The organism is Terrimicrobium sacchariphilum (genome assembly GCF_001613545.1).
In the GTDB taxonomy this organism is placed as follows: Bacteria; Verrucomicrobiota; Verrucomicrobiia; order Chthoniobacterales; family Terrimicrobiaceae; genus Terrimicrobium; species Terrimicrobium sacchariphilum.
In genome coordinates, this window is sequence record NZ_BDCO01000003.1 from 695101 (window position 1) to 707929 (window position 12829).

Genomic DNA, 12829 nt, shown 5'->3' on the forward strand with positions numbered 1-12829 from the left:
GGCGTTTGTCAAAGGAAGGAGTTGTAAAAAAGTGTATCAGCTCCCGCCTCAGGTCTTTGTGCTATAATGAGAGTACGATGCTCTTGGCGCGATCTCCGCCGAGGCCTCAAGATGGGAAAACTATCTCGATGAAGACCTTCCCGATCACGGATTTTGGCGCGATTCCCGACGGAGTGACCATCAACACGCAGGCCATTCAGGCCGCGGCGATTACCTGCCGCGATGCCGGGGGAGGCGTGGTGCTCGTGCCACCGGGAACATTTGTCACCGGGACCTTTGAACTTTTCAGTCATACGACTCTACAGGTGGACGCGGGAGCGCGTCTCCTCGCCAGTTCAGACCTGAGCGACCATCTGGTTGGAGAATGCAGCGTGGGATTGCTTTACGCGCAGGATGCCGAGGGCATCACGCTCACCGGAGAAGGTATCCTGGATGGTAATGGTGCGCTGCATTTTCACGAGGGGGAATTGCACGGCGGGCATGACGACTACTCGGCGCACGATACCTGGCAGAGGCGCAACGCGTTATCCCATGGAACCAAAGACGCTGTCCACGGCCCGTTCCGGCCGAAGCCGAGGCCGGGCAACATGATCGTCCTGGCCCGGTGCCGCGATGTGCGGATGGAAAAGCTCACGATCATCGGAGCCTCGTACTGGACGATCCATTGCGCGGACTCCGAGCATCTTGTTTTTGAGGGGTTGAACATTGCCAACGACCTGCGCCATCCCAATAACGATGGTATTCACCTGACCACCTGCCGTCATGCTGCGATCCGCCATTGCCGGATCGTGAGCGGCGACGACTGTGTGGCGATCACAGGATTTCGGAACCATGGCGGGGAGCGTGAGATTGCCTTTGGCCTGAGCGGGATCGAGGGCGTAGGCGAGGATATCGAGGTTTCCGACTGCGTCTTCACCAGCCGGTCGTCGGCGGTGCGCATCGGCTACGGGGAGAATCCTGTGCGGAACATCCGCCTCAAGCGGCTCGATATCCGGGAGTCCAACCGCGGCATCGGCATCTACGCCCGGCAGGCGGATGTCGAGGACGTCACAGTGGAGGACTGCACCATCCAGACCCGGCTCTTTCATGGGAACTGGTGGGGGCGGGGAGAGCCAATTCACGTCTCCGCGGTGCGCTTCGGCCACGACCTGCCGCTTTTCCGTATTCGCAACCTGAGCTTCCGCGACATCCAGGCCGAGGGGGAAAACGGTATGCTTTTCTTTGCCGAGGAGCCCGGCGCCATTGAGCACGTACGGCTTGTCCGTGTTTCCAACACGCTGCATCGGGGCGCTCTATACGAGCAATGGGGCGGAAACGTGGAGCTTCGTCCCGTGGCAAATCACGATTGGTCGGTCATGGCCGGGGGGAACGCGCCATTGTGGGCGGTCGGCGTCAAAGACCTCCATTGCGAGGATTGCACCTGGCAGGCCGATGAGGATGCCGTGCTTTCGTCGGAGCCATTTCTCGCCGAGCGCGCCGGATAGCGCGGAACCTCAAGCCGCCTCGGCGTGGAAGATCGCTCCGCCGAGCGCTCCCTCGCGGAGGAGATGGAGCAGGTTCGCGTAGAATCCCCGTGCATAGGCGATCATCGCCTCATCGGCCACCGAGGCCAGAGCTGCCTGCCGCGTCGTAAAGCGGGACACGAGATCGGCATACCACCGTTCGTACTCGCGGTTGAGGGAATGCGTCGTGACAAGATTCCATCCCGATGCCTGAAGCGTGGCGGACATTTTGGCCATGACAGGCGGGTGCCACAGGCCAAACTCCGGGTGAAGCGAGGCGACGGCCTTCTCGTAGCCGCTTGTCCCGGTGTAATCGAAGATCATAAGCTGCGCCCCCGGGGCCGCGACCGTGCGGAGGGCTTTCAATGCCGCCGCCTGATCGGAAATGGCATACAGCACATTGAACATCGTGATGCCGTCGAACGGCCCGTCCGGCAGGCTTTGCGCATCGGTCAGGTCTGCTGTCGCAAAAGTACCGTCCGGGTATTTATCCCGTGCGTGGTCGACCGAGGCAGCGTCCCGATCCACTCCGGTGACGAGGCCCCATCCGTTGGTTTGGAGGAAATGCGCCGTGCCGCCGCGTCCGCAACCCGCGTCGAGAATCCGCCGTCGGGGACTTTTCGGCCAGTCCGCCAGAGCCATTTCGATGGCGGTTTCTTCTCCCGCGTGGGCGTAGTCCGCGCCGCGCAGGGCGGACAGGAGGCGCTTGCCTTCCGGCGTATTCATTCGATGTTCCCCGGACATGGCTTTCTTTTCTAGGAGATCATCGGGGAGGCAAGCCCGGCGCGAGGAGCGTTGTGTCTCACCTTTGTGTGACAGTGTGACACGAAAATGAGTCATTATGGCGCAATTTGGCGCTTCTGAATAACTTGTGAATTTCTGTAACATATTACTCGAGAGTGGGATGTGTGAAATGCGTTTTCTTGGAACGATCCGTGCTCAAAGGTAGGCATGTCTAAGATTTTGGGTATTGATCTGGGCACCACGAACTCCTGTATGTCCGTCATGGAGGGTGGAGAGCCCGTTGTATTGGAAAATTCGGAAGGTGCGCGCACGACGCCTTCCGTCGTCGCTTTCACAAAAAGCGGTGAGCGTATCGTCGGTCAGGCTGCCAAGCGGCAGGCGGTGACGAATCCGCAGAATACGGTTTTCTCGGTCAAGCGCTTCATGGGACGCAAGTTCGCGGAAGTGCGCGATGAACTCAGCCGCGTGCCTTACAAGGTCGTTGAGGCCTCGAACGGCGACGCGCATATCGAAGTGCAGGTTGGCGGCGAGACCAAGCGCTACAGCCCGCCGGAAGTTTCCGCGATGATCCTCGCGAAGCTGAAAGCCGACGCCGAAGCCAAGCTCGGCGAGAAGATCACGCAGGCCGTCATCACGGTTCCCGCGTACTTCAACGACTCGCAGCGCAACGCCACCAAGGACGCTGGCAAGATTGCCGGCCTCGAGGTGCTCCGCATCATCAACGAGCCGACCGCGGCCTCGCTCGCGTACGGCCTCGACAAGAAGTCCGATGAGAAAATCGCCGTGTATGACCTCGGCGGCGGCACGTTCGATATTTCCGCTCTGGAAATCGGCGACGGCGTCTTCCAGGTGGCTGCGACCAATGGCGACACCCACCTCGGTGGTGACGACTGGGACAACCGTCTCATGGATTGGATCATCAATGAGTTCAAGGCCGAGACCGGTATTGACCTCACCAAGCAGCCCGACGCCGTGCAGCGTATCAAGGAGGAGGCCGAAAAGGCCAAGATCGCGCTCTCGTCGACCCAGGAGTTTGAGATCAACCTGCCGTTCATCACGGCCGACCAGACCGGTCCGAAGCACATCCAGAAGAAGCTGACCCGCTCGAAGCTCGAGCAGCTCACCGACGATCTCTTTGAGCGCACGATCAAGCCCGTGAAGGATTGCTTGAACGACGCGAAGTGGAGCGCCAGCACGATTGACGAACTCGTTCTCGTGGGTGGCATGACCCGCATGCCGAAGGTCGTCGAGACCGCTCGCGAGCTCGTGGGCAAGGAACCGCACAAGGGTGTGAACCCGGATGAAGTCGTCGCCATCGGCGCAGCCATCCAGGGCGGCGTGCTCAAGGGTGACGTGAAGGACGTTCTCCTGCTCGACGTGACTCCGCTCACGCTCGCCATCGAGACGGCCGGCGGCATCGCCACGGCGATGATCCCGCGCAACACGACGATCCCGACCCGCAAGTCGCAGATCTTCTCGACCTACAGCGACAACCAGCCCGGCGTGGAGATCAAGGTGCTCCAGGGTGAGCGTCCGCTCAGCCGCGATAACAAGCAGCTCGGCACGTTCCACCTCGACGGCATCCCGCCGGCCCCGCGTGGCACGCCGCAGATCGAAGTGACCTTTGATATCGACGCCAACGGCATTCTGAACGTCTCCGCCAAGGACCTCGGCAGCGGCAAGGAGCAGAAAATCTCCATCACCGGATCGAGCGGACTTTCCAAGGACGAAGTCGACAAGATGCAGAAGGAAGCCGAGAGCCACGCGGAAGAAGACCGCAAGGCCAAGGAAGGCATCGAACTGCGCAACAACGCAGATAACCTCGCCTACCAGTGCGAGAAGCAGCTCAAGGACCTCGGCGACAAGCTCGACGGCGCCCAGAAGAAGGACATCGAGGACGCCATCACTGCCGTCCGCGAGGCTCTCAAGGGCAGCGACAACGACGCCATCCAGAAGGCATTCGACACGCTCCAGACGAAGTTCCAGGAAGTCAGCGCCGAGCTTTACAAAAAGGCCTCGGCCCAGGCTGGCCCTCAGCCCGAGGCTGACGGCGGAGCCGCTGGTCCCCAGCCCGAAGCCAAGAAGGATGCCGACGTCGTCGACGCGGAATTCGAGATGGTGGACGAGGACAAGAAAAAGAACTGAGTCCAATCATAACCCTTTAACAAACCCTCCCGCTCCGGGACTGTCCGGAGCGGGATTCTGTTAAAAAACAACAAAAACGAACCTACATACATGGCCAACGTTAACATCAAACCTCTCGGCGACCGCGTGCTCGTGCACCCGCTCGAGGAGAAGGAAGTCAAGAAGGGCGGAATCATCATTCCCGACACCGCCAAAGAGAAGCCTCAGGAAGGCGAAGTCGTTGCCCTCGGCACCGGCAAGCGCGATGAGGACGGAAAGCTCGTGGAGTTCACCGTGAAGAAGGGCGACAAGGTCCTCATCTCCAAGTACGGCGGAACCGAAGTCAAAATCGACGGCGAAAGCTACCTGATCATGCGCGAGGACGACATCCTCGGCATCATTGGCTAAGCCTCACCAATAACCAACCCTAGTATTACCAGCACCTATTATGGCAGCTAAACAACTCTCTTTCGACGAAGCCGCTCGTCAGTCCCTGCTCCGCGGCGTCGAGAAACTCGCCAAGACCGTCAAGGCCACGCTTGGACCTTCCGGCCGCAACGTCATCCTCGACAAGAAATTCGGCAGCCCGACCATCACCAAGGACGGCGTGACCGTCGCCAAGGAAATCGAGCTCGAGGATCCCTACGAGAACATGGGCGCCCAGCTCGTTCGCGAGGTTGCTTCCAAGACCTCCGACATCGCCGGTGACGGTACCACCACGGCCACCGTTCTCGCCGAAGCGATCTATCGCGAAGGCCTCAAGAACGTGACCGCCGGCGCCAACCCGACCAGCCTCCAGCGCGGCATCAACAAGGCCGTCGAGACGATCGTTGCCGAGCTCGGCAAGATCGCCAAGAAGGTCAAGGACAGCTCCGAGATCGCCCAGGTTGCCACCGTTTCGGCCAACTGGGACGCCACCATCGGCCGGATCATCGCTGACGCGATGGACAAGGTCGGCAAGGACGGAACGATCACGGTTGAAGAAGCCAAGAGCATCGAGACCTCGCTCGACGTGGTCGAGGGCATGCAGTTCGACAAGGGCTATCTCTCGCCGTACTTCGTGACGAACGCGGAGAGCCTCGAGGCCATCCTCGAGAACGCCTACATCCTCATTCACGAGAAGAAGATCAGCAGTCTCAAGGACCTGCTCCCGCTTCTCGAGAAGGTGGCCAAGAGCGGCAAGCCGCTCCTTATCATCGCGGAAGACGTCGAGGGCGAAGCTCTCGCCACGCTCGTCGTCAACAAGCTCCGTGGCACGCTCCAGGTCGCAGCCGTCAAGGCTCCTGGCTTCGGTGATCGCCGCAAGGCCATCCTCGAAGACATCGCCGTCCTCACCGGCGGCCGTCTCCTCACGGAAGACCTCGGCATCAAGCTCGAGAACGTCTCGATCGAAGACCTCGGCCGTGCCAAGCGCGTCGCCATCGACAAGGAAAACACCACGATCATCGAGGGTGAAGGCAAGAACTCCGACATCCAGGGCCGCGTGACGCAGATCCGCCGCCAGATCGAGGAGACCACCAGCGACTACGATCGCGAGAAGCTCCAGGAGCGCCTCGCCAAGCTCGCCGGCGGCGTCGCCGTCATCAACGTCGGTGCAGCCACCGAGACCGAGATGAAGGAGAAGAAGGCCCGCGTCGAAGACGCCCTTCACGCCACCCGCGCTGCGGTGGAAGAAGGCATCGTCCCTGGCGGCGGTGTCGCTCTCATCCGCGCTCAGAAGGCTCTCGACTCGCTCACCCTCGAGGGTGACGAAGCGATCGGCGCGAACATCGTTCGCCGCGCCATCGAGCAGCCCCTCCGCACGCTGGCCGACAACGCCGGTAAGGAAGGCGCTCTCATCGTGCAGGAAGTCAAGAAGCGCAAGGGCAACGACGGTTACAACGTCGCGACTGGCGACTACGAGGACCTCATCAAGGCAGGCGTCGTCGACCCGGCCAAGGTGACCCGCAGTGCTCTCCAGCACGCCGCCTCCATCAGCGGTCTGCTCCTTACCACCGAGGCGCTCGTCACCGAGCTCCCGGAGAAGGAGAAGCCCGCAGCCCCGGCTCCCGGCGGCATGGGCGGCATGGACTACTAAGTCCGGCGCCTCGCTCTTAAGCGAAAAACCTAACAGGCAGCCCCGAGGCAACTCGGGGCTGTTTTGTTTTCCGGAAGGATTGCGAATTACGCCGCAGGCGACGAATGCTTGCGCACCAGGTCCACCCAGTTCTGTGCCTGACGGGAGAGAGGTGGGCCTTGCCGCCAGATCAAACCGAGCCGCCAGAGAAGGTCGCTATCCTCGATCAGTACGGCTTTCACCCCGCCGTGCGAGGTGGCGATGATGCGCGGGAGCAAGGCAATACCGAGTCCCGCCGCCACGAGGGCGATGATAAACTCGGCCTGCGAACTCCGCGCGACCTCATGGAGTTCGATGCCCTTTTTCCGGCAGGCGGAGGCGATGATGGCATTCAGCGCGAAACCTCGCTCGAAGAGGATGCACGGGTCCCCATCCAGCTCGAAGAACTCGATGCTTTTGCGCCCCCAGAGCGGGTGCCCGGCAGGAAGCAGCGCCATCATGGGTTCCTCCCGCACCGGCTGCCATGCGAAGGACTCGGGGGCGGGAAGCAGCGTGCCGCCCACCTCGATCTCGCCGGACTGCACTGCGCTTTCCAGCCGGTTACTGCCTTCTTCGAGCAAATCAATGCGGATGCCGGGATGTTGTTTCCGGTATTTGGCAATCAGTGGGGCAAAGATCGTCGCGCTGCCCAGCGGCGGCACCCCGATGCGCAGGCAGCCCGTCTCCAGCCCGCGCCGGGCGGCGAGCTCGCTTTCCAGCCGCTCCTGCTCGGCCAGCATGGTGCGGGCGCGTTGAAGCACCGCCTCCCCGGCGTCTGTCGGTTTTATGCCATGGGGCAGGCGGTCGAGGAGCGGCATTCCGCAATCATGCTCCAGTTGCTGGATCACCTTGCTCACGGTGGATTGTGTGCTGCCCAGGGTCTTGGCCGCAGCGGAAAATCCGCCTTGTTTCACCACCTCGGCAAAAATTCTCAGGTGGCGTAGCTCCATGAAATTCCCATATGGAATAATAAGTATTCCATCAATTCATTTTTTGAATGAGTGGGAATAGGGCAGAATGACCCACGTCATGAAGCTCGCGATTTTCAAGACCTGCCGCACCGCTCGCTGGCATCTGAGCCGGAACTGGTGGCTGCAGGCCCTCCTCTTCATCGCCATCTGGGCGCTGGGCGAGGCGGTGGTCCGGCAGTTTTCCATTCCGATCCCTGGCAGTGTGCTGGGCATGGGGGCGCTGCTGGCCGCGCTGGAATTGCGCTGGATTTCGGTTCGCTGGTTTCGTCGCGGTGCGCGCGGGTTGCTCGCTCACCTTCTGCTTTTCCTGACTCCAGCCATGCTGGCGGTGGTGAACCATCGCGAACTCATCAGCATGACCGGGCTGAAGCTTATTGTCGCCGTGCTGATTGGCACCCCCCTCGTCATGATCGGCACGGCCGTCGTGGTGGAGATCGGGTTCCGACTTCAGCCCATCCGTGAACGCTGAACTCCAGGCCGTCCTTTGGGCGGCGGTTACGCTCGGGATTTATCTCGCCGCCTTGCGGCTTTACCGTGCGTGCCGCGTCTGGTGGCTGTCGCCCCTGCTTGTGACCTGGGTGCTCTGCGGCGTTTTGATCGTGGTTTTTCATACCGCCTATCGCGACTATCTGCGTGGCACGAGCTGGCTCGTTTCCCTCATCGGGCCGACCACGGTGGCGTTCGCCATTCCGATTCATGAAAACCGCGCCCTGATTCGCAAATACTGGGTGCTGCTTCTCATCGGCACGGTGGCGGGAAGCGCCATCTCATTTGGCTCAGCCTGGGCCTTGGCATGGCTGTTTCATCTCTCGCCCGAGATGCAGGCGAGTCTGCTGCCCCGCTCGATCACCACGCCTTTCGCTATGACGGTATCTCAGGATCTCGGCGGTTTGCCGGAGCTCACGGCGGCTTTCACCGCCATCACCGGTCTTTTTGGTGCCGCGATTGGCGAAGGCGTGATGAGCTGGCTGCCGCTACGCTCCTCGTTTGCCCGAGGTGCCTTCTTCGGCATGGGCGCTCACGGTGCAGGCGTGGCCAAGGCTCGCGAGATTGGTGAAGAGGAGGGCGCGGTCGCCGGTCTCATCATGGTCTTTGCGGGTCTGCTCAACGTGCTTGCGGTGGTGCTCTTCGTTCACCTTCGCGGCTAGGCGGCGCTACTGCAGCGCCCCTTCCAGTACCTGGTCGACGGTCGAGACGGGAACGAACTCGATCGCTTCGCGCACTTCCTCGGGAATGTCCGACAGATCCTTGCGGTTCAACTCCGGAATAAGCACCCGCTTGATGCCCGCCCGCAGCGCCGCGAGGCTCTTTTCCTTCAACCCTCCGATCGGCAACACCAGTCCGCGCAAGGTGACCTCGCCGGTCATCGCGACATCGGAACGCACCGGCTTGTCGAGGAATAGCGAGGCAATCGCGGTAAACATCGCGATACCCGCCGACGGGCCGTCCTTTGGCACCGCCCCGGCCGGGACGTGCACGTGGATGTCGTTTTCCTGGAAAAGCGTCGGATTGATCCCGAGTTGCGTTGCGCGCGAACGCACGAGGCTCATCGCGGCCTGCACGGATTCCTTCATCACATCGCCGAGCTGGCCGGTGAGCGTGACACCGCCACGTCCGGGAAACTTCGCCGCTTCGATGTACAGCACCTCGCCGCCCACCGGGGTATAGGCTAGTCCCGTCACCACGCCGGGCGCGTTGGTTTTCAGATGTTCCTCGCGAACGAAGCGCGGCGGGCCGAGCAACTCCTGTACGAGCTCGGGCGTGACCGTGATGCGCTCCTGCCTGCCACGCGCCACCTCCGCAGCGACGGCCCGGCAGACCGAGCCGACCTGCCGCTCAAGGTCGCGCACTCCAGCCTCGCGGGTGTAGTTGTCGATGACAAAGGCGAGCGCGGCATCCTCCCATGCGCATTGCTCCGGCGTAAGGCCGTTTTCCTCGAGCTGGCGGCGCACCAGGTATTTGGCCGCGATGTTCTGTTTCTCGCGGGCCGTATAGCCGGGAATCTCGATCGTCTCCATGCGATCCCGCAGCGGGGCGGGAATGCCCTCAACATAGTTTGCCGTAGCGATGAAAATCACCTGCGAGAGGTCAAAGGGCACGTCGAGATACCGATCCACAAAAGCATGGTTCTGGCGAGGATCGAGGACCTCCAGCAGGGCGCTGGCCGGGTCGCCCCGGAAATCCGTGCCGACCTTGTCGAGTTCATCGAGCATGATCACCGGATTGCGGGTGCCCGCGCGGCGAAGCTCCTGAATGATGCGGCCCGGCATCGACCCGATGTAGGTGCGGCGGTGACCGCGAATCTCCGCCTCATCGCGGATACCGCCGAGGCTGATGCGGACAAACTTCCGCCCGAGCGCGTCGGCGATGGACTGGCCGAGGCTGGTCTTGCCCACGCCCGGAGGCCCGAGGAAGCACAGGATCGGGCCGCGCCCGGTCGGGTTGAGTTTCCGCACGGCGAGGTACTCGATGATGCGGCGCTTCACCTTGGTCAGGCCAAAGTGGTCGCGATCGAGGATCTCCTGCGCCCGGTTGAGATCGAGATTGTCCTCGCTGAATTTGCTCCACGGCAATTCCGCCACCGTTTCGAGGTAACTCACGATCACGGAAAATTCGGGACTGGCGTTCGGAATCGACGAGAGCCGCTTCAACTCGCGGTCGGTCTGTTCCTTGACCTCGGCAGGCAGGTTGGCTTCATCGAGCTTCTGGCGGAGTTCGTCCGTCTGTTCCTGTGCGCCGGTCTCATCCTCGCCGAGCTCACGCTGGATCGCCTTCACCTGCTCGCGCAGGTAGGCGCGGCGCTGGGCGTCGGTGAACTGTGCCTGTACGTCCTGATGGAGCCGCTGCTGGATGCGGGCGATCTCGAGCTGGGCGGATAGCCCGCTCTGGACGGCGGCGACCCGTTTTTTGACGTCGAGTTCCTCGAGCAGGGCCTGCTTGGCCGGGAGATCGAGGGTGAGATTGACGCTCAGAAAGTCGGCCAGCGTGCCCGGGTCCGTGATGCTTTGGAGGATCTGGCGAAACTGCTCGGGTGCTTCCGGATTCAGGCTCAGGAGTTCCATCCCGGTTTGTTTCAGATTGTTCGTCGCCGCCTCCGCCTCCTTGTCCCCGACAACGGGAAGAATGGATTCCAGCAACCGCACCTCGGCACGCAGATAGGGAAAGGTCAGGACATATTTCTGCACCGCGAAACGCTGCAATCCCTGCACGATCACGATGGCAGACTGCTCGCTCTGGCGGATGTATTTCAGCACCTGCACGGCAGTGCCGATCCCGTAGACGTCGGCGGGCGATGGCTCCACGGTCTGTTCGCTGCGTTGGGCGATGACCCCGAGCACCTTTGACTCAGGCAGGGTCTCGTCGAGCATCTTCAGCGTGGCTTCGCGCTCGATGGTGAGCGGCATCACGGCTCCCGGGAAAAACACCCCGCCGCGCAAAGGCAGCAGCGAGAGCGTATCCGGAATGGCGGGTTTGCCCGCGTTTGCGTTATTACCGGTTCCCGGTTCCTGGCCGGAAGGCTGGTCCCCAGCGCTGGAGAGAAGATCAAGAGGAGGAAATGTGCTCATGACAGGGGCAGATCGATCCAAAGGAGGCCATTTTTCTGTTCCGCCGTCACCCGGCTGACGTCGACCCCCGCCGGGAGGAGGACATCACGCTCGAACGGCCCGTAGTCGATTTCCATCGCCAGCACCTGCACGGCTTTCCCATGCGGCGCAGCGGGTTCCGGCAACGATCTGCGTCCCCGGATGCGCAGACGGCCCGGCTCGATGGTCAGGTCGATTTCCGATTTGTCCACTCCGGCCAGGTCGACGCAGATGCGGACACACCTGTCGCACCGATAGGCGTTGACCGCAGGCTGCCAGGCGGCGGAGTGGGGGACATGGGAAAAGGTTGCGAGGTGACGCGAGGCTGCGTCGAGAAGCTGGCCGTGAAGCCAGCGAAGTTTCAGGCTGTTCAGATCGCCCATGTTCTATTCATAGCCGGAGGTGAGCGTATTCTCAAGTCGAGGTCGTCTGCAGCGGGGTGGGATTGCACGAAAAGCATTGCGACGCCGCCTCTGAATCGTTACGGTTATCCATTCCCATGGCAGGTCAGCTACCCCCGGTCCTTCAAAAATTTATCGATAAGTTCAGCAACTCGCGGGACTTTGCGATTTCGTTTACCCTGCACGTGATTCTGGTCGCCGTTTTCGGAGGCACAGTGTTGTTCAAGGCCGTTCAGGAACCACCGGATTTCGAGGGTGGGGAAGGCGGATTCGTCCAAGCCTCCGATGCTCAGAATGTTCCGCCGCCGCCGCAACAGCAACAGCAGCAAACCACCTTTAACGTGACGTCTGTTGCCACGCCGACCTCGTCCACGCTGAACACCATCACCACCACCGCGGTCAACCCGCTGAATTTCTCGATGGCCACCACTGTGGTCGCTCCGGTGACGACTCCGACGAACGCGCCGAGCGCTCCGGCTCCGGCCCCTGCTCCTGCGGGCGGCGCGGAGGGCATGCCGACTGCGGTTGCTTCCCAGATCAAGGCCTTCACGGGTGGCTGGGGCAAGGGACAGGGTTCCGGAACGGGTAGTCGTAGCCGGGAGTTTGAATTCACCGCCTACATCGGCCAGTACAATGGCGGGAATTGGAATTCCACCATCCGGGTCAGCGGAGGCAAGATCGAAACGGGAAGTCTGCCGAACCTGCTGTATTTGATGAGCTTTTGGTCGAAAGACAAGATCAAGACGAACTACAAGAACGTCAAAGCGATCAAGCTCGATAGCGATGAGATTTTCGCCGTCAAGCCGCCCTTCATTTTCCTTACGGGCACGCGTGATTTCGTCCTGACTCCGAAGGAAGTCGAGAATCTCCAGAAATACGTCCGCATGGGCGGTTGCATCTGGGGTGACAGTTCGGTGCCGGGTCTCCGCTCGCGTTTTGACATTGCCTTCCGCCGTGAGATGAAGCGCGTGATTCCCGACGTGGACAAGGACTTCGAGCCTCTACCTGCGAATCATCCGATCTTTACGCAGAGCCCGTACTTTCCCGAGGTTAAGGACGTGCCTCCCGGCCTGAACTACTACTCGCTCCCGATCTACGCGATGAAGATCTACGGTGAGGTAGCCATCATCTACACCGCCAATGATTATGGCGATATGTGGCAGGTCGGTCTGGATGAGAACGGCAAGATCGATTTTCGCAGGAACGCGGCTGGTCTGTACGTGGCTCTTAATCCGGCTATCTGGGATCAGCGCGACGTGTACATCCGCAACCTGGGTGTGGATGCGCTCACGATGACCTACAAGTTTGGTACGAACCTGGTCATCCACCTGCTCACCCGCTGGGAGAGCAAGGTCCGTACTGCTCCCACTCTCTAGGTTGATTTAGCTCTGTATTTCTAAGGCTGTGG

11 protein-coding genes are annotated in these 12829 nt (G+C 61.3%); 7 read left to right on the forward strand and 4 right to left on the reverse strand.

Annotated elements, in window-relative coordinates; all coding sequences use genetic code 11:
- Positions 1-128: 128 nt before the first annotated feature.
- On the forward strand, positions 129-1484 hold the full coding sequence (locus tag TSACC_RS20685) for a glycoside hydrolase family 28 protein (protein ID WP_075081339.1): 1356 nt from the start codon (positions 129-131) through the stop codon (positions 1482-1484).
- A 9-nt stretch (positions 1485-1493) separates the two neighbouring features.
- Here TSACC_RS20685 and TSACC_RS20690 read toward each other — a convergent pair whose 3' ends face one another.
- Positions 1494-2228, reverse strand: a complete 735-nt coding sequence (locus TSACC_RS20690) for a class I SAM-dependent methyltransferase (protein ID WP_075081340.1) — start codon at positions 2226-2228, stop codon at positions 1494-1496.
- A 225-nt stretch (positions 2229-2453) separates the two neighbouring features.
- Here TSACC_RS20690 and dnaK point away from each other — a divergent pair, with 225 nt between their 5' ends.
- The 3 genes from dnaK (at position 2454) to groL (ending at position 6447) form a co-directional block, all read left to right on the forward strand.
- Complete coding sequence (gene dnaK / locus TSACC_RS20695) at positions 2454-4391, forward strand: molecular chaperone DnaK (protein WP_075081341.1); 1938 nt, start codon at positions 2454-2456, stop codon at positions 4389-4391.
- A gap of 90 nt (positions 4392-4481) precedes the next feature.
- Positions 4482-4778 carry a co-chaperone GroES gene (gene groES, locus TSACC_RS20700; RefSeq protein ID WP_075081342.1) on the forward strand — a complete coding sequence of 99 codons (297 nt, stop codon included), beginning with the start codon at positions 4482-4484 and terminating at the stop codon, positions 4776-4778.
- Positions 4779-4818: 40 nt separating this feature from the next.
- Entirely contained in the window at positions 4819-6447 is a 1629-nt protein-coding gene (gene groL / locus TSACC_RS20705; protein WP_075081343.1) for a chaperonin GroEL, read from the forward strand.
- Between the two features lie 86 nt (positions 6448-6533).
- On the opposite strand, the gene TSACC_RS20710 is transcribed toward groL, so the two are convergent.
- Positions 6534-7415 (reverse strand): LysR family transcriptional regulator, encoded by an 882-nt coding sequence (locus tag TSACC_RS20710; RefSeq protein WP_075081344.1) that lies wholly within the window; start codon positions 7413-7415, stop codon positions 6534-6536.
- A 79-nt stretch (positions 7416-7494) separates the two neighbouring features.
- Between TSACC_RS20710 and TSACC_RS20715 the strand changes: the two genes are divergently transcribed.
- Together TSACC_RS20715 and TSACC_RS20720 are read left to right on the forward strand one after the other, a co-directional pair.
- Entirely contained in the window at positions 7495-7905 is a 411-nt protein-coding gene (locus TSACC_RS20715; protein ID WP_075081345.1) for a CidA/LrgA family protein, read from the forward strand.
- Positions 7895-8584, forward strand: a complete 690-nt coding sequence (locus TSACC_RS20720) for an LrgB family protein (RefSeq protein WP_075081346.1) — start codon at positions 7895-7897, stop codon at positions 8582-8584. The genes TSACC_RS20715 and TSACC_RS20720 overlap by 11 nt, the downstream gene beginning before the upstream one ends.
- Before the next feature lie 6 nt (positions 8585-8590).
- On the opposite strand, the gene lon is transcribed toward TSACC_RS20720, so the two are convergent.
- Complete coding sequence (gene lon, locus TSACC_RS20725; protein ID WP_075081347.1) at positions 8591-11002, reverse strand: endopeptidase La; 2412 nt, start codon at positions 11000-11002, stop codon at positions 8591-8593.
- A complete protein-coding gene (locus tag TSACC_RS20730; protein ID WP_075081348.1) occupies positions 10999-11403 on the reverse strand; it encodes an Hsp20/alpha crystallin family protein in 405 nt (134 codons plus the stop codon). The genes lon and TSACC_RS20730 overlap by 4 nt, the downstream gene beginning before the upstream one ends.
- Before the next feature lie 116 nt (positions 11404-11519).
- Here TSACC_RS20730 and TSACC_RS20735 point away from each other — a divergent pair, with 116 nt between their 5' ends.
- Complete coding sequence (locus tag TSACC_RS20735) at positions 11520-12797, forward strand: DUF4159 domain-containing protein (protein WP_075081349.1); 1278 nt, start codon at positions 11520-11522, stop codon at positions 12795-12797.
- The last annotated feature ends 32 nt before the right edge of the window (positions 12798-12829 follow it).